Origin of the sequence: Bradyrhizobium sp. DOA1 (assembly GCF_001593325.1) — a bacterium.
GTDB lineage: Bacteria > Pseudomonadota > Alphaproteobacteria > Rhizobiales > Xanthobacteraceae > Bradyrhizobium.
This window is the reverse complement of record NZ_JXJM01000001.1, coordinates 3,312,622-3,329,490: the sequence shown is the minus strand read 5'-3', so window position 1 is coordinate 3,329,490 and position 16,869 is coordinate 3,312,622. Positions and strand designations below refer to the sequence as shown.

Here is a 16,869-nt window from a genome sequence, read left to right as displayed (position 1 = left end):
GTGCTCGACCGTCCGCGCCACGCCGACATCATCTCGAGCGTGCGCTCGACCGGTGCAGCCGTGCGCCTGATCACTGACGGTGACGTCGCCGGCGTGATCCATTGCGCCGATCCCGACAACACCGGCGTCGACATGTATCTCGGGACCGGCGGCGCGCCGGAAGGCGTGCTCGCGGCCGTGGCGCTGCGCTGCATCGGCGGCCAGATGCAGTGCCGCCTCATTCTCGATTCCGACGAGAAGCGCGAGCGCGCCGCCAAGATGGGCGTCAACGATCCCAAGATGATTTACGGCATCGAGGACATGGCGCGCGGCGACTGCCTGTTCGCGGCCACCGGCGTCACCACCGGCTCGCTGCTCTCGGGCGTCAAATTCCGCAAGGACGGCGTGATCGAGACCGAGACGGTCGTGATGCGCTCGGTGACCGGCACCGTCCGCTACATCAAGGCCGAGCACCGCGAGCTGGCCAAGTTCCACCTGGACTGAGTACGGAATAGCAGCTGCCGTCATTCCGGGGCGACGGGACCGCGCAACGCGCGGCCCGGAGAGCCCGGAATCCATAGCCACGATTGGGAGTATGGATTCCGTGCCTGCGCCTCACGGCGTATCCCGAAATGACCAAGAATAACATCGAGGGAAGCGCCCATGTCCGATCTCTCCGCCGTCAAAGCCCTCGTCTTCGACGTGTTCGGCACCGTCGTGGACTGGCGCACGAGTCTGATCACCGACTTCATGTGGTGGAGCAAGCAGCGCGGCATCACCGCTGATTGGACCGCGCTCGTCGACGGCTGGCGCGGCATGTACATGGCCTCGATGGACGACGTGCGCAAACACCCCGAGCGCGGCTATGTCATGCTGGACGACCTGCATCGCCGCTCGCTGGAAAAGCTGGTCGACCAGTTCGCGATCAAGGGCCTCACAGAAGCCGATCTCGACTACCTCACGAAAGGCTGGCACCGCCTGCATCCCTGGCCCGACAGCATCGCGGGCCTGGCCCGGTTGAAGACCAAATTCGTGATTTCGCCGCTCTCGAACGGCAATGTCGCGCTGCTCACCAATATGGCGAAGTTCGCCGGCCTGCCGTGGGACCTCATCCTGTCGGCCGAGCTGTTCGAGCACTACAAGCCCGATCCGGAAACCTATCTCGGCGCCGCACGACTGCTTTGCCTCAAGCCGGAAGAGGTGATGATGGTCGCCGCCCACAATGGCGATCTCGCCGCCGCGCAGAAGAACGGGCTTAGGACCGCGTTCGTGGCGCGACCGACCGAGTACGGTCCGCTTCAGAAGATCGACTTCGAAGCAACCGGCAATTGGGACATCGTCGCCAGGGACTTTGGCGGCATCGCGGACGAGCTCGGCTGCTAGGCCGCACTTCGCGAGGGATGGGAAGCGATGAGCAAGCCGGTCCCCGAGCGCTATCAACATCTGCGACGCTTCGCATTCGGTGACAGCCCTGCGCTGGCGGACGAATTGGTCGAGCTCGTCGTCAGGGGCATCAAGACCGCGACCTGCAGCACCGAAGACGAGCCGAACACGTCCGCGCCAGGTGAGCGCTGGGTCGTGCTCGATGGGCGGGCAGAGCCGCGCTGCGTCATCGAAACCACCGAGGTGACGTATCGGCGCTTCAATGAGGTCGATGCGGCCTTTGCACATGACGAGGGGGAAGGCGATCGGAGCCTCGCCTATTGGCGCGGCGCCCATCAATCCTATTTCGGCAGGCTCGGACGCTATAGCGACGACATGATGCTGATGTGCGAGCGCTTTCGCCTGATCGAGGTTTTCGACGACGTCCGGGTTGATCCCAAGCGCGAGACCCTCGCATGACGCTGCTCCAGGCGGCTCGTGCCGCCCGGAGCCGTTCTGGCCGGTCTACAACGTCATCTGCATCGGTTCGGGATAGTAGCGGAAGCCTTCGCCGGTCTTGGCGATGTGGCCATAGCCCGGCCAGGCGAAGTGATAGGACATCACCGGAATCTTGTTCGCCGCGAGCATGGTCAGGAGCTTGACGCGCGATTCGGCCGCCTGCTTCGGATCGGTGTCGTAGGAGAACTCCATCCGTGGCCGCTCCAGCAGCAGCACCGAATGGTGCGAGAGGTCGCCGAGGAAGGCGAAGGACTTGCCCGCCGACGAGACCGTGAAGATGGTGTGGCCGACGGTGTGGCCCGGCGCGGCGATGGCCTGCACGCCCGGCAGGAACTCCTGGCCGTCCTTGAAGAACACGATGCGGTCGCGGACTGGCAGCAGGTTCTTGCGGGCGTGCACGACGAAGTCCTTGGCGGCGCTGCCGAGCTTGCCTTCATCGGTCCAGAAGTCGAAATCGGTCTGGGAGATGTAGACCTGTGCGTTCGGAAACAGCGGCTTGCCGCCCTCGTCCACGATGCCGCCGATATGGTCGATATGGGCGTGCGAGCAGACCACGGCGTCGATGTCCCCCGGCTTGATGCCGGCCTCGGTCATGCTCTTCTGTTGCCGCCCGGTGCTGGCGCCGAACATTTTCGAGCTGCCCATGCCGGTATCGAACAGGATGAGCTTGTCGCCGGTGTTCACGATCGGAGAATTCTGTTCGAGCACGACGTTGTCCGGCGACAGGAAATTGTCCGCCAGCATCTTCTTGACCTCTTCCTTGGGAACGCCGGTGAACGTTCCGGAGGGATCGCCGAGCGGCAGCGGCCCGTCGGAGACGACGGTCACCTCGGCGTCGCCGAGAATGAAGCGGTGCCAATAGGGCGTCTGCGTGCCGAGCTTGGGAGCCCGCGCCATTGCGCTGCTGCCGAGCATGGCGCTGGCACCAAGGCCCGCCCCGAGTGCGAGCAGGGACCGACGAGAGACATCGATTGTCATGCGTTTCCTCGCTTTTGTCTTTTATCTTGCGCAATTGTTCGCGCGTTGCGGCCGGCCGTCGGCACGCGGCCGGAGGTCGGCAGATTCCATGCTGCGCCGGTTACGACTAGCTAGCAAGTAGAATTGGTTCGCAGATGTGCGACCGCGGAATTGCGCTTTACGCAATTCTCAGCGCGACGTTGCCTTCCGTCTCGGCAAAACCCGCCTGCAAGACCTCTTCGCGCTTATGGCGCAGATGCGCCCGCAGGATATGGGAGAGGCCGGCGCCGTCGCGGCGCTGGAGCGCATTGAGGATTGCTTCGTGCTCTCTTACGGCGAGCGCCCAGCGCTGCGGCGTCATAGGCGTGACATAGCGCGCGCGCCGGATGCGCGCAGTGACGGATGTGTACAACGCTGCGAGCACCGGGTTTCCGGCGGCGTTCACGATGGCTTCGTGAATGGCCCGATTGCCGCGATAGTATTGGATCAGATCACTCTCGCGATAGTGCTGCACCATCTCCGCATGCGCGGCGGCGATCGCATCGATCTCGGCATCGGTGATGCGCTCGCAGGCGAGCTCCCCGGCAAGAGCCTCCAGGCCCTGGCAGACCTCGAACAGATCGCGCATGTCCTTGTCGGTCAGCTTCGCCGCGCGTGAGCCGCGGTGCGGCAGCAGCTGCACGAGGCCCTCTGCGGCCAGCACCTTGAGCGCTTCGCGCAGTGGCGTGCGCGAGATCTCGAGCCGCTCGCACAGCTCGCGCTCGGGAATCCGCGCGCCCGGCGGGATCTCGCCGTCGAGCAGGATGGCGCGGATGCGGCCGACGACTTCTTCATGAAGCATGGGTCCAAACTCGATTTGAATGCAAAAATCAGCTTACAGGGGAGAAATCGCAAGTTCCAGCTTGATAATTCCACATTCTGCATTCAAAAATGCAAAAAACAGAAAGGCGCGAGGAAATGGACCTGCAAGTCGAGGCAGAAGACCTCGTTTTTGAATGCACTGATGGCATCGGGCGGATCACCTTCAATCGCCCGCAGGCGCGCAACGCCTTCACCTTCGCCATGTACGAGCGGCTCGCTGCGATCTGCCAGGAGGCCAACCGCGACCATGCGATCAAGGTGCTGGTGCTGCGCGGGGCCGGCGACAAGGCGTTCGCCTCGGGCACCGACATCAACCAGTTCCGCGAGTTCAAGACACCGCAGGACGCGATCGACTACGAGAGCCGCATCGATCGGGTGCTGACCACGCTGGAGCAGTGCCGGGTGCCGACGATCGCGGCGATCAACGGGTTCTGCACCGGAGGCGGGGCGGGCATCGCCGCGGCCTGCGATCTCCGTATCGGCACGCGCAGCGCGAAGATTGGCTTTCCCATCGCCAGGACGCTCGGCAATTGCCTGTCGATGTCCAATGTCGGCCGGCTCACGGCACTCATTGGTGCTGCGCGCGTCAAGGATCTCATCTTCACCGCGCGTCTCGTCGATGCCACGGAGGCTGCGAGCGTCGGGCTGCTCGGCGAGGTCGTCGAGGACATCGCCGCGCTGGACAACCGCGCCGACGAGGTGGCGCGGCTGCTCGCCAGCCATGCGCCGCTGACGCTGAATGCAACCAAGCAGGCCGTCGCCCGCCTTCAACGGCGGCTGACGCAGGACGAGGGCGAAGACCTCATCCTGATGTGCTACACGAGCCAGGATTTTCGCGAAGGGCTCGATGCTTTCCTCAACAAGCGCGCGCCGCAATGGCGCGGCCAATAGGACGGGCCGATGCAAAGTTCGCAATCCACCTCCCGCCGTTCCGGACCGCTCGCCGGTCTCAAGGTCATCGATCTCACCCATGTCATGGCCGGGCCGACCTGCACCCTGATGCTCGCCGACATGGGCGCCGACGTCATCAAGATCGAGAAATGGCCGAACGGCGACGACACCCGTCATTCGGTGCCGCCGAAGATCGGTGATGAAGCCGCGTCCTTTCTGATGATGAACCGCAACAAGCGCGGCATCGTGCTGGATCTGAAGACCGACGGCGGCAAGGAAGTGCTGCGGCGCCTGATCGCGAGCGCCGACGTGCTGGTCGAGAACTTTGCGCCCGGCGCGATGGAACGTCTCGGTTTCGGCTACGAGGCGTTGCACGCCGAATTCCCGGCGCTGATCTATTGCTCGCTGTCCGGCTTTGGTCGCACCGGCCCCTACAAGCATCGTCGCGGCTTCGATCTGGTCGCGCAGGCCATGAGCGGCATCATGAGCTTCACCGGCGAACGCCCCGACGGTCCACCCGTCAAATGCGGTCCCCCGCTGTCCGACATCACCGCCGGGCTGCTCGCCAGCATGGGCATCCTCGCCGCCTACACGCATCGTCTCAAGACCGGCGAAGGGCAGTGGGTTGAGACCTCGCTTTACGAGGCGGCGCTGGTCCAGACCTATTGGCAGTCGACCATCGCGCTCGCCGCCGGCACCGCGCCCCGCGCGATGGGGTCGGCGCATCCCCTCAACGCGCCATACCAGGCCTTTGAAGCTTCGGACGGCTGGCTCGTCGTCGGTGGCGCCAACAAGAAGCACTGGCTGTTGATGCTGGAAGCGCTCGGCGCCAGCGAACTCGCCGTCGATCCGCGCTTCGTCACGGGGGCCGATCGCATGGCCAACCTGAAGGAGCTCGAAGCGGTCCTGAGCGAACGCTTCCGCACCAAATCCCGCGCGCACTGGCTCGCGGCATTGGATGAGAAGGGCGTGCCGTGCGGCCCCGTGCACGACATGCTGGAAGCCCTCAGTGATCCCCAGACGCTGGCGCGCGAGATGGTGGTCGAGGTCGAGCACTCCACGCTCGGCCCCGTCAAGACGATCGGCCTTCCCATCAAGTTTTCGGAGACCCCAGGCAAAGTGCGATCCGGCGCTCCGGTCTATGGTGAGCACACCGACGAGGTGCTGGCCGAGCACGGGTTCGACCAGCCGCGAATTGAAGCGCTCGAGAAAGAAGGCGCGATCGTGCGGGCATCAGGCAGGCGCGAGGAACGCGTCGCCTGAGCGGAAGGCAAGAACAAACGACAAAGATACAAGAAGTCAGCTGGAGGAAATCATGGGTCGGACGTCAACACTTCTGCTTTCCGCAGCGGTAACCGTGCTCGCCGGCACGGGTCCGGTGCTCAGCGCCTGGCAACCGCAAAAGCCGATCGAGTTCGTGGCCACGGCCGGGCCCGGCGGCGGCACCGACAATCTCGCCCGCGCGGTGCAGAACATCATTACCAAGCACAAGCTGACCGAGCAGCCCATCGTCGTCGTCAACAAGGGCGGCGGCAGCGGCGCGGAAGGCTATGTCTACGGCAAGGCTTCCGCCGGCGATCCCTACAAGGTGATCTTCGGCACCTCGAACGCCTGGCAGCAGCCGCTCGTTTCCAAGGTCGCCTTCAACTACACCGATCTCACCCCGATCGCGGCGATGGCGCAGGACGAGTTCCTGCTCTGGGTCAAGCAGGACTCGCCTTACAAGACGGCGGGCGACTATCTGAAAGCCGCCGCCGCGGGCGAGTTCAAGATGGGCGGCGCGCAGTCGAAGGACACGGACGAGGTCCTGACCCGCATGATCGAGAAGGCCGGCAAGATCAAGCTGACCTATATCCCGTTCAAGAGCGGCGCCGAGACCGCCGTGCAGCTCGCCGGCGGGCACCTCGATTCCCATGTCAACAATCCCAGCGAGAGCCTCGGGCAATGGCGCGGCGGCACGCAGCGCCCGCTCTGTGTCTTCAACCCGAAGCGTCTGCCGCAGGGGCCAAAGGTCACCGCGACCGAAGGCTGGAGCGACGTTCCGACGTGTGTCGAGCAGGGCCTCGACATCAAGCAATATGAGCAGCCGCGCACGGTATGGCTGCCCGGCAAGGTCACGCCGGATCAAGCCGCGTTCTATGTCGACCTGATGAAGAAGGTGCAGGCCACGCCCGAGTGGAAGGACTACATCGAGAGGACCTCCCAGGTCGACACCTTTCTGACCGGCGCCGAGCTCGACAAGTTCATCAAGGAGGACCTCGAGCACATCAGGCAGGTCGCGGGTGAGCAAGGGTGGCTCGTCAAGTGAGGCCGGGGCGACATCGACCGCTGGGAGAATGCGTGCGTCACAGGTGGCCATTGTCTGTGCCCGAACGGAGTCTCCCATGATCTCCCGTCGCGCCCTCGAACTCGCCACCGCCGTACTCACCGGCAGCTTCGGTGTCGCCGTCATCGTCTCCAGTCTCGACAACGGCATCGGCTGGTCGAGCGCCGGCGTGGAGGCCGGTACATTTCCGTTCCTGACCGGGGTCATCGTCGTGGTCGGGAGCCTCTACAATCTGGTGCGCGGCGCGATGCCGGCGGCGACACTGGCAAACGTCCCGATTGCCATCACGTCGATCGAGCTGCGCCGGCTTGCCGGTCTGTTCGTGCCGGCTGCGGTCTTCGTGGCGGCGATCCCGCTGGCCGGGATGTACGTTGCATCAGCGCTCTACGTCTTTGCAGTGCTCGTCATCCCGCGGCATCAATCCGTCCCCCGCGCGCTCGCCATGGCGGGCGCGACGGCGCTTGCGCTCTACGTCGTGTTCGAGCGCATGTTCCAAGTCAGCCTGCCGCACGGCGCTCTCGCCGCCGCGTTCGGGTTCTGACGGAGAGGCCGATGGGTAATCTCTCAGAGCTCCTGCACGGCTTCACCATCGCGGTCACCGTGCCGCATCTGGCCCTGATGGCGATCGGTGTGCTGCTCGGCATTCTCGTCGGCGTGCTGCCCGGGCTGGGCGCGCCGAACGGGGTGTCGCTGCTGCTGCCGCTGACCTTCGGCATGCAGCCGGTGTCGGCGATCATCCTGCTCTCCAGCATGTATTGGGGCGCGTTGTTCGGCGGCTCCGTCACCTCGATCCTGTTCAACATTCCGGGCGAGCCGTCCTCGGTCGCGACCACCTTCGACGGCTATCCGATGGCGCGCGATGGCCGGCCGACCACGGCGCTCGCGACCGCCTTCGGCTCGGCAGCGATCGGCGCGCTGATCGGCGTCATCCTGATCACCTTCCTCGCGTCCTGGGTGGCACAGGTTGCGCTGGCCTTCGGGCCGGCCGAGTATTTTGCTGTCTATTTCCTCGCCTTTGCCAGCTTCGTCGGCATGGGCGGCTCGGCGCCGATCAAGACGGTCGTGGCGCTGGCCATCGGCTTTGCGATCGCGGCCATCGGCATCGACACGGTGTCCGGCAGCGTCCGCCTCACCATGGGAGTCGATGAGCTGGTGAAGGGCGTGAGCTTCGTCGTCGCCGTCATGGGCCTGTTCGGCATCGGCGAGCTGCTGGTTGCGGTCGAAGAGGAGTTTCACGCTCGCGCGGTCTCCTCGAAGATCGATTGGCGCGAGGTGTTCCGCGCGGTCGGTCAGCTGCCCCGGCATGGCGTGGCTCTGCTGCGCAGTGCCGCGATTGGATGTTGGATGGGGATCACGCCGGGAGGCCCGACCGCGGCTTCCTTCATGAGCTACGGCATCGCGCGTCGCTTCTCGCGCCGCGGCCGATATTTCGGCACCGGCGAGGTCGAAGGCATCGTCTCGCCGGAGACGGCCGACCATGCCGCCGGCACCAGCGCGCTGTTGCCGATGCTCTCGCTCGGCATTCCCGGATCGGCCACCGCAGCGGTCATGATGGGGGGGCTGATGATCTGGGGTCTCAATCCCGGACCGATGCTGTTCGTCGACCAAAAGGATTTCGTCTGGGGCCTGATCGCCTCGATGTATGTCGGCAACATCGTCGCCGTGGTGCTGGTGCTGCTCACCGTGCCGGTCTTCGCCGCCTTGATGCGCATTCCCTTCGTGGTGATCGCGCCGCTGATCGTGATCATCTGCGTCGTCGGCGCCTATTCGGTCTCCAACTCCTATCTCGATGTCATCATGATGCTCGGCTTCGGTGTCGTCGGCTATCTCTTCAAGAAGCTGTTCTATCCGCTGGCGCCGCTCGTCCTCGCGATCGTCATCGGTGACAAGGCCGAGGACGCGTTCCGGCAGTCGATGCTGATCTCCAAGGGATCACTGGGGATCTTCTTTGCCAACAAGCTGGTGACCTGCCTGATCGTGGCCGGCATCGCGCTGTTGCTGCTTCCGCTCGTGCTGCAGCTCGCGCGGCTCTGGCGCAAGCCCGCATCCAACGCGACTGACACGCCAGCCCAGGAAAAGGTGACCATATGACCGCAAGGCCGCTCATTGCATTGGCAATGGGAGATCCCGCCGGCATCAGTCCGGAGCTGACGGCGAAGCTCGCGGTCCAGGACGACATCCGAGCGAATTGCCGGCTGGTCGTCATTGGTGACCGCCGCATCTTCGATGAGGGCGCGCGCGTTGCCGGCGTGAAGCCGGACTTGACGATGGTGGAGCAGGGGACCGACCTCCGCGCAAGGCAGGGCGATGCGTTGTTCCTCGATCTCGGCCATCTTGAACTGAAAGAAATCGAGCCAAAGACCGCGACGCTCGCCGGCGGCAAGTTCGCGCTCGCGAACTACCGGCGCGCGCTCGAACTCGGCCGCGACGGGCACGTCGATGCCGTCTGCTTCACGCCGTTCAACAAGCAGGCGATGCGGCTCGCCCGCGCCGAATACGACGACGAGATCGCGTTTTCGGCCGAGGTGGTCGGTCTCAGGACGGCGGCGAGCGAGTTCAACGTGCTGGACCGGCTCTGGAATGCACGGGTGACCTCGCACATCCCGCTGAGGGACGTTGCAGCAAGGTTATCCGGCGAACGCATCCACCGTGCGCTCAAGTTGACCGATGCGTGCATGCGCGATGCCGGTTTCGCGCGGCCCCGCATCGCGGTGGCAGGTCTCAATCCGCATGCCGGTGACGGCGGCAATTTCGGCCGCGAGGAAATCGACATCATCGCCCCGGTCGTCGCGACCGGCCAGCGCGAGGGTATCGCCGCGGAGGGGCCGTTCCCCGCCGACACCGTGTTCCTGCGTGCCAAGGCCGGCGCCTTCGATGCGGTGCTGACGATGTATCACGACCAGGGCCAGATCGCGATGAAGCTGATGGGCTTCGATCGCGGCGTGACCTTGCTCGGCGGCTTTCCATTCCCGATCTGCACGCCCGCGCACGGCACGGCCTACGACATCGCGGGGCAGGGCATCGCATCGATCGGCGCCAGCCGCGCCGCGCTGCTGCTGGCTGCGGCGATGGCCGCGCGCCAGGCCGCCTGACCGCAGGTCATCCGGCGCTACTTCGCGATTGGCGTCGTCAGCTCTTTGTCGGCCGTATCCACCACGAACACGGCGAGCAGCTTCGCAGGTTCGGTATCGCTGGCATTGGCGCTGACGGCGTGGCGATCGCCGGGCCTTTCGGCGAAATTCTCTCCCTTGCGGAAGACCTTTGCCGGACCATCATTGACCTGGCTGCGGATCGCCCCTTCCAGGACGGTGGCATAGATGAAGGCGGACGGCGCGTGAATGTGGGCCGGCGAGGAGCCTCCTGGGCCGTACTCGACCAGAACACCCTTCATGCTCTTGCCGGGGACATTCGGCAGCGCCTGGTCGAACACGACGGTCACCTTGGCTGATGGTGCTGTTGGTTCGGCGGCCCGTGCCGTCGCGAAGAATGACGCATAGATTGCCGTGGCGATGAAGATTGTGCGCATGAGAATTCCTTTCCTGCGAATCTGAATACCGAGTCGGAAATCTTCAGGCTGTCGCGAGCCATTTTGCGAGTGGCGTTGCCCCGAGCCGCGCCTCGCCGAGCGGATTCAGCGATTGGTCGTCGATGGGAGCGCCGTAATAGGGTGCCTGCGGGTCTCCGATCACAGGCCGTGCGTCGCCGGACGCCTTCAGGCGCCGCGCGATGAATTCGTTGAAGGGAGCCTTCTCGGGGCCGGCGATGTCGATCGTGCCGTTGATCGGCTGCTCCGTTGCGACCTCCGCGAGGCGCTCGACGACGTCGTCCGCCGCGATCGGCTGAAACAATGCGGAGGGAACGACAATCTTCCCCTCGCGCGCTCCGGTCTCGGCGATGGCGCCGAGGAATTCGAAGAACTGAGTGGCGCGCACGATCGAATAGGGGATCGAGGCGGACTTGATGACGGCCTCTTGGGCGAGTTTGGCACGGAAATAGCCGTTGTCTGGCGACCGGTCGGTGCCGACGATCGAGAGCGCCACATGATGCTTCACGGCCGCCGCCGCCTCTGCTGCGACGAGATTTTTGCTCGAACGCTGGAAAAAATCGAGCACGGCGGCCGGCTCCCAGGACGGCGCATTGGCGACGTCGATGACAGTGTCCGCTCCGGCCAGCACGGCAGCGAGACCTTCGCCGGTCACGGCGTTCACGCCCGATTTCGGCGAGGCCGCCACCGCCTCGTGGCCCTGCTGCTTGAGCTTCGTCACGAGCTTGGATCCGATCAACCCGGTTCCACCAATCACGACGATCTTCATGACACGTCTCCTACTGTGTCTGGGGCGCGAGATGATCAAAAGCGGCGCGAACTCGCGCACTCACCTCAATGAACATGATGCAAAGCGACTCTATCCGTCGCATGGAGCAGGCTCTTGCCTGGAATGGGCGCAGCTTGTCGGAAAATGCTCAAGAAGCCGGGGGACGATATCACAAGGTCGCCAAGGGATCATTCCCTCTTGCGTTACAGATCGCCAGTGTGTTTTGCCCGACGCGTCAAGGGTTGTTTCGGGTCAAGCAGCCCTTCAAAAATACCCAATCAAACCAACCCCTTGGCTACTGTGCATGGGGTTGTTTTCGCGACTTGATGAGGCGGGGGCTGTTTGCCCGATCTTGCGGGGCGCCTCACGCCCCGCAGACGATCACGCCGTACCAGCCGAGCCCGCGATAGGTCTCATAGCCGGGAGTGGCATGGAAGGCGACCAACGTGCCGGTACGATCGTGGTAGAAGCCGGAGCGCTGGCCGTTCAGCGAGATCGAGATGCGCTCGCTGAGAATGCCCTGGCCGTCGGACGCCGCAATGACGCGAAAATTCGAATCGACCAGCAGGACACGAGCCTTGTCGTTGTCGCCGACGCGCACGCCTTGCACGATGGCGCGGGCCTGCGGCTCCCAATCAAAATGGATGGCGAGCACGCCGATCGGCGCGCCGTTAGCCTGGCCGCCGGCGCGGACGCTGGCGCAATAGGTCGCGACCTGGGCGTTGCCGAGCAGGGGCTGGTTCTCGACGTCGCCGGCGACATAATCGTCGCCGGAGCGCAAGGAATGCGCCTCGCGAAACCATTTGGTGTGGGCGACGTTCTGGCCGACGACGCGGAAGCGGTCGGCGCGGCCATTGGCGACGACGTTGCCGTCGAGGTCGCAGAGCCAGAGGTCGAGATAGACGGTGTAGGCCCCGAGGATCACGCCGAGACGCTGCGAGGCGTGGTTGACGGCCGCAGCGCTCGGAGAGGCCGCGCAATCGACCACGGCGGAATCGGTCGCCCACCACCGCACGTCGCAGGTTCGTTCATAGAGGTTGCGGTCGATCAGCTCGATGGCGTTGAGCGACAGATCGACCATGCGCTCGCCGCGCGAGCGCTGGCTCATGCGATCGATCGAGGCGACGAGGTCGCCGGTGCGTTTGGTCAGCTGGGTCTCGAGCTCGCGGGCGATGGTCTCGACCTGCTGGCCGACGCCGCGGACCTCCTGCGCCACCACCGCGAAGCCCGCGCCCTGCGCGCCGGCGCGCGAGCTCTCGATCAGCGCGTTCAGCGCCAGCATCTTCATCTGGTTGGTGATCTGCTGGATCGCCTTGGTCTTGTCGACCGCGATCTGGTTGACCTCTGCCGTGAGGCGGTTGATCAGCGCGGAGATGTCCGAAGCGTCATCAGTGGGTTCGGTGGCAATCGGCTTGGCTTTCAGACCCAGCGAAGCAGACATCGGGGATTTCCCTTGGCAATGAGGTCTGATCTGCAACGAACCCGGAACAACAAATCACAGATCGAATACGAGTCGTTTTCGAAGATTCCGCCTAACGCCTGCTTAATTTGCTGTTCGGCGGAATGCCCAAATGATAGTCACTCCGCGCAGCAAAGCGGCAATCCACCGCTTTATGCCGCGCGGACATTGCTTATCTCAGGGGATTCCGGGTCAATCACTCTGACGGCCGACCGCCGTCACCTTTCCGGGTTCCTCGAGCCATTCGCCTTTCATGACGCCCTCCGCCACCGCATTGCCTGTCGAAGCGCCCCAGGCGTTCCTGGGGGTGGTGCGCTCGCTCACCGACAAGCTGTGGCGTGACCGGCTGGACGGGCGCGGAGCGGCCAAGGCGCTCGCCATCGTGCAGCGGCACCAATTGCCGGAACTGCTGGCGCGGGTGCTTGCGGGGCGCGGCGTCGATATCGACACCGTGCCGGACTTTCTCGATCCGACCATCCGGAAGCTGCTGCCGGATCCATTCACGGTGACGGAGATGGAGGCCGCTGCCCGGCGAATCGCGGATGCCGCCAGCAAGGGCGAGAAGGTTGCGATCTTCGGCGATTACGACGTCGACGGCGCGACGTCGGCGGCGCTGCTCGCCTGGCATCTGCGCCATTGCGGCCTCGATCCGCTGATCCACATCCCGGACCGGATCTTCGAGGGTTACGGCCCCAACACCGAGGCTGTGCGCGCGCTGGCGGCGAAGGGCGCCACGCTGCTGATCACCGTCGATTGCGGCACCACCAGCATCGAGCCGCTGGCCGAGGCCAAGCGGCTCGGCATGTCCGTGGTCGTGATCGACCACCACCAATGCGGCCTCGATCTCCCCGAGGTCGATGCGCTGGTCAATCCGAACCGCTCCGACGATCTCTCCGGCCTCGGCCATCTCGCCGCCGTCGGCCTCGTGCTGGTGACTCTGGTTGCCGTCAACCGCGAGCTGCGCCAGCGCGGCTTCTGGAGCAGCGAGATGCCCGAGCCGGATCTGCTCGGCATGCTGCACCACGTCGCGCTCGGCACCGTCGCCGATGTCGCCCCGTTGATCGGTCTCAACCGCGCCTTCGTCGCCAAGGGCCTGATCGCGATGCGGCGGCGCGACCATGTCGGGCATACCGCGCTGATGGATGTGGCGCGGCTCAACGGCCCGCCGGAGGCCTGGCATCTCGGCTTCATGCTGGGGCCGCGCGTTAATGCTGGCGGCCGTATCGGCCGCGCCGATCTCGGCGTGCGGCTGCTGCTCGAAGGTGACAGCGTCGAGGCGGCGCGGATCGCCGCCGAGCTCGACCGCCTCAACAGCGAGCGCCGCGTCATCGAGCAGGCGGCGGAAGCGCAGGCCGAAGCCGAGGCGCTTGCCTCGATCGGGCTCGAGGACAAGCTCAATGTCATCGTCACTGCCGCCGAGGGCTGGCATCCCGGCGTGGTTGGCCTCGTCGCCTCCCGCCTAAAGGAGAAGTTTTCGCGGCCCGCCTTTGCCATCGCGCTGGAGCCTGGCGGCATCGGCACCGGATCGGGCCGCTCGATTGCAGGCGTCGATCTCGGCAAGGCGGTGCGCCAGGCGGTCGCCGACGGCATCCTGCTCAAGGGCGGCGGCCACGCGATGGCCGCGGGCGTGACGTTGCGCAAAGAGAAGCTCGCCGAATTCCGCGCCTATATGGAGCAGGCACTGGCAGGCGACGTCGCGGAAGCCCGCCACGTCAACGAGCTCTATGTCGATGGCGCGGTTTCTGCGCGTGCCGTGACGCCGGAGCTTGCGACCACCCTCAACCGCGCCGGCCCGTTCGGCAGCGGCAATCCCGAGCCGGTGCTGGCCTTGCCGGCGCATCAGCTCGTCTATGCTGACGAGGTCGGGCAGGCGCATCTGCGCCTGCGCTTCAAGTCGGGCGATGGCGCCATCGTCAACGGCATTGCCTTCCGATCCGTCGGCCAGAAGCTCGGCAATGCGCTGCTGGCCAACCGCGGTCAGCAATTGCATGTCGCGGGATCGTTATCGGTCGATCGCTACCAGGGCGTCGAGCGTGTACAATTTCGTGTCGTCGACATCGCGCTACCGGACCAGGGGCCATCCGTGATTAGATAAAGCGTGAGACCACTCAAATAACAAAAAAGGGAGTGAACATGGCAGGGCAGGTTGAGGGCAAGGTCGCATTGGTGACGGGCGGCGCTTCGGGCATTGGCGAAGCCATCGTCGAGCTGTTCGCGCGCGAGGGCGCGACCGTGATTGCCACCGACATCGACGAGCTGCGCGGCCCAGAATTGGCCCAGCGCATTACCAAGGCTGGCGGCAAGGCGATCTTCCTTGAGCAGGACGTCACCAGCGAGGAGCGCTGGATCGAAATCGTCGCCGAGATCGCCAAGCGCTACGGCCGGCTCGACATCATGGTCTCCAACGCCGGCATTGGTATTGCCGTGCCCTCGATCGTCGACATGACGCTCTCTGATTGGCGCAAGCAGAATGCGATCAACCTCGACGGCGTGTTCCTCTCGGTCAAGCATTGCCTGCCCCTGATGCGCAAGACCGGCGGCGGCTCGATCGTGATGATGTCCTCGCTGGCGGGCTTGCGCGGCGCCCCCGGGCTGTCGGCCTATTCGCTGACCAAGGGTGGCGTGCGGCTGTTCGCCAAATCGATCGCGATGGAATGCGCGGCCGCCGGCGACGGCATCCGCGTCAACTCCGTGCATCCCGGCATCATCGACACGCCGATCTGGGGCAAGATCCCGACCGGCGCGACCGGTGCCGGCCAGAACGCCCCGATCGATCCCGAGGAGCGCGCCAAGATGGCCACGCCGCTCGGCCGCGCCGGTCAGGCTGCGGAGATCGCCTCCGGCGTGCTGTATCTGGCCTCCGATGCCTCGCGTTACGTCACCGGCAGCGAGCTCGTCATCGACGGCGGCATGAACGCCGGGGGCGTGCCGCGGCGCGCATGAGCTGCGCAGGGCAGGGTGGCGGCCGCAGGGGCTGACGCGCCTGCGCCAGCCCTGTACAACACGGGCAGCTTCCTTCCGATAGAGGTGTCCTTCGCCATGGCGCACAGCCTTCACGCGTCCTCGCCCGCGCCGCATCGTTCGAACCGGCCGGATCTCGCCACTGATGCGATCCGCACCGCGCGCGAGGATCTTGCCGCCTGCTTCCGCATGGCCGCCCGCAACGGCTTCGAGGAAGGCATCTGCAATCATTTCTCGGCCGTGGTGCCCGGGCATGACGATCTCTTCCTGGTCAACCCCTACGGCTACGCCTTTCGCGAGCTGACCGCCTCGAAGCTTCTGATCTGCGATTTCCACGGCAACGTGCTCGACGGCGATGGCGTGCCCGAAGCGACCGCTTTCCACATCCACGCCGAGATGCACAAGCGCCTGCCGCGCGCCAAGGTCGCCTTTCACACCCACATGCCCTACGCCACGGCGCTGTCGATGACGGAGGGGGAGCCGCTGATCTGGGCCGGCCAGACCGCGCTGAAATTCTACGGCCGCACCGCCGTCGACCGCGACTATAACGGCCTCGCACTCGACAACCGCGAGGGCGCACGCATCGCGTCCGCCGTCGGCGACGCCGACATCGTCTTCATGAAGCATCATGGCGTGATGGTGCTGGCGCCGACCATCGCGGAAGCCTGGGACGATCTCTATTATCTCGAGCGCGCCGCCGAGGTGCAGGTGCTCGCGATGTCGACGGGACGGAAGGTCCTGCCTGTCGATCCCGCTGTTGCGGCCGAAACCTACCGGCAGATGCGCGAAGGCGATTCCGAATCCGCGCGGCTGCATCTGGCCGCAATCCGCAGGCAGCTGGACGCTGAGGAGCCGCAGTACCGGCACTAGTCTTGCGACGGCCGTCGTAGCCCGGATGGAGCGCAGCGCAATCCGGGATTAGATCCGCGATTGACGCCCCCCGATTACCCTGCGCTCCATCCGGGTACGGGCCAAAGTAAGCCCTACGAGCCCTGCCGCAGCTTCGCCAGCACCTTCAGCCCGCCATAGCCGTCCGCCGGCGCAATCCCGACGCGCTGCTGGAAATCCTTCACCGCCTTCATCGTGTCGTTGCCGACGCGGCCGTCGCTACCACCGGTGTCGAAGCCGGCCTTGGTGAGGCGAGTCTGCATCTCCTGCACCTCCGCGAGCGTCAGCGCGCGCTCGGAACCCGGGAAGGGCTGGATGAACGGTGGCGCACCCAGGCAGCGGTCGCCGAGATG

At 65.2% G+C, this 16,869-nt stretch carries 18 protein-coding genes; 12 read left to right on the top strand and 6 right to left on the bottom strand.

Going from position 1 to position 16,869, the window contains the following annotated elements; all coding sequences use genetic code 11:
• The 3 genes from SE91_RS15810 to SE91_RS15800 all read left to right on the top strand — a co-directional run.
• Window positions 1–483 (top strand): fructose-bisphosphatase class II (locus SE91_RS15810; RefSeq protein WP_156489634.1); only part of this gene is annotated, 483 nt, incomplete at its 5' end.
• A gap of 159 nt (window positions 484–642) precedes the next feature.
• Window positions 643–1,362: a haloacid dehalogenase type II gene (locus SE91_RS15805; protein WP_061848219.1), complete on the top strand. Its 720-nt coding sequence runs from the start codon at window positions 643–645 to the stop codon at window positions 1,360–1,362.
• Between the two features lie 27 nt (window positions 1,363–1,389).
• Window positions 1,390–1,821, top strand: coding sequence for an ASCH domain-containing protein (locus SE91_RS15800; RefSeq protein ID WP_061848218.1), 432 nt, complete (start codon window positions 1,390–1,392; stop codon window positions 1,819–1,821).
• Window positions 1,822–1,866: 45 nt separating this feature from the next.
• On the opposite strand, the gene SE91_RS15795 is transcribed toward SE91_RS15800, so the two are convergent.
• On the bottom strand, window positions 1,867–2,838 hold the full coding sequence (locus tag SE91_RS15795; RefSeq protein WP_061848217.1) for an MBL fold metallo-hydrolase: 972 nt from the start codon (window positions 2,836–2,838) through the stop codon (window positions 1,867–1,869).
• Between the two features lie 157 nt (window positions 2,839–2,995).
• Window positions 2,996–3,658 carry a GntR family transcriptional regulator gene (locus SE91_RS15790; protein ID WP_156489633.1) on the bottom strand — a complete coding sequence of 221 codons (663 nt, stop codon included), beginning with the start codon at window positions 3,656–3,658 and terminating at the stop codon, window positions 2,996–2,998.
• Window positions 3,659–3,774: 116 nt separating this feature from the next.
• On the opposite strand from SE91_RS15790, the gene SE91_RS15785 reads away from it, so the two are divergent.
• The 6 genes from SE91_RS15785 to SE91_RS15760 all read left to right on the top strand — a co-directional run bounded on the left by SE91_RS15785 (window position 3,775) and on the right by SE91_RS15760 (window position 9,987).
• Window positions 3,775–4,569 carry an enoyl-CoA hydratase/isomerase family protein gene (locus SE91_RS15785; protein ID WP_061848215.1) on the top strand — a complete coding sequence of 265 codons (795 nt, stop codon included), beginning with the start codon at window positions 3,775–3,777 and terminating at the stop codon, window positions 4,567–4,569.
• Window positions 4,570–4,578: 9 nt separating this feature from the next.
• Window positions 4,579–5,832: a CaiB/BaiF CoA transferase family protein gene (locus SE91_RS15780; protein WP_061848214.1), complete on the top strand. Its 1,254-nt coding sequence runs from the start codon at window positions 4,579–4,581 to the stop codon at window positions 5,830–5,832.
• Window positions 5,833–5,884: 52 nt separating this feature from the next.
• A complete protein-coding gene (locus SE91_RS15775) occupies window positions 5,885–6,877 on the top strand; it encodes a Bug family tripartite tricarboxylate transporter substrate binding protein (RefSeq protein WP_061848213.1) in 993 nt (330 codons plus the stop codon).
• A 76-nt stretch (window positions 6,878–6,953) separates the two neighbouring features.
• Window positions 6,954–7,436, top strand: coding sequence for a tripartite tricarboxylate transporter TctB family protein (locus SE91_RS15770; RefSeq protein ID WP_061848212.1), 483 nt, complete (start codon window positions 6,954–6,956; stop codon window positions 7,434–7,436).
• 11 nt (window positions 7,437–7,447) lie between these two features.
• Entirely contained in the window at window positions 7,448–8,986 is a 1,539-nt protein-coding gene (locus tag SE91_RS15765) for a tripartite tricarboxylate transporter permease (RefSeq protein WP_061848211.1), read from the top strand.
• Window positions 8,983–9,987: a 4-hydroxythreonine-4-phosphate dehydrogenase PdxA gene (locus SE91_RS15760; protein WP_061848210.1), complete on the top strand. Its 1,005-nt coding sequence runs from the start codon at window positions 8,983–8,985 to the stop codon at window positions 9,985–9,987. The genes SE91_RS15765 and SE91_RS15760 overlap by 4 nt, the downstream gene beginning before the upstream one ends.
• Before the next feature lie 17 nt (window positions 9,988–10,004).
• On the opposite strand, the gene SE91_RS15755 is transcribed toward SE91_RS15760, so the two are convergent.
• The 3 genes from SE91_RS15755 to SE91_RS15745 all read right to left on the bottom strand — a co-directional run bounded on the left by SE91_RS15755 (window position 10,005) and on the right by SE91_RS15745 (window position 12,649).
• On the bottom strand, window positions 10,005–10,421 hold the full coding sequence (locus tag SE91_RS15755) for a cupin domain-containing protein (protein ID WP_061848209.1): 417 nt from the start codon (window positions 10,419–10,421) through the stop codon (window positions 10,005–10,007).
• A 43-nt stretch (window positions 10,422–10,464) separates the two neighbouring features.
• The gene (locus SE91_RS15750; protein ID WP_061848208.1) at window positions 10,465–11,208 is read right to left on the bottom strand and encodes an SDR family oxidoreductase; all 744 of its coding nucleotides are present in this window, start codon (window positions 11,206–11,208) and stop codon (window positions 10,465–10,467) included.
• Between the two features lie 364 nt (window positions 11,209–11,572).
• Window positions 11,573–12,649, bottom strand: a complete 1,077-nt coding sequence (locus SE91_RS15745) for a methyl-accepting chemotaxis protein (RefSeq protein ID WP_061848207.1) — start codon at window positions 12,647–12,649, stop codon at window positions 11,573–11,575.
• A gap of 271 nt (window positions 12,650–12,920) precedes the next feature.
• Between SE91_RS15745 and recJ the strand changes: the two genes are divergently transcribed.
• The 3 genes from recJ (at window position 12,921) to SE91_RS15730 (ending at window position 16,498) form a co-directional block, all read left to right on the top strand.
• The gene (gene recJ / locus SE91_RS15740) at window positions 12,921–14,762 is read left to right on the top strand and encodes a single-stranded-DNA-specific exonuclease RecJ (protein ID WP_061848206.1); all 1,842 of its coding nucleotides are present in this window, start codon (window positions 12,921–12,923) and stop codon (window positions 14,760–14,762) included.
• Between the two features lie 38 nt (window positions 14,763–14,800).
• Window positions 14,801–15,610 carry an SDR family NAD(P)-dependent oxidoreductase gene (locus tag SE91_RS15735; protein ID WP_061848205.1) on the top strand — a complete coding sequence of 270 codons (810 nt, stop codon included), beginning with the start codon at window positions 14,801–14,803 and terminating at the stop codon, window positions 15,608–15,610.
• 96 nt (window positions 15,611–15,706) lie between these two features.
• Window positions 15,707–16,498, top strand: a complete 792-nt coding sequence (locus SE91_RS15730) for an aldolase (protein WP_061848204.1) — start codon at window positions 15,707–15,709, stop codon at window positions 16,496–16,498.
• 113 nt (window positions 16,499–16,611) lie between these two features.
• Here SE91_RS15730 and SE91_RS15725 read toward each other — a convergent pair.
• Window positions 16,612–16,869: peptidoglycan-binding domain-containing protein (locus tag SE91_RS15725; RefSeq protein WP_197489471.1), on the bottom strand; the 258-nt coding region annotated here is incomplete at its 5' end.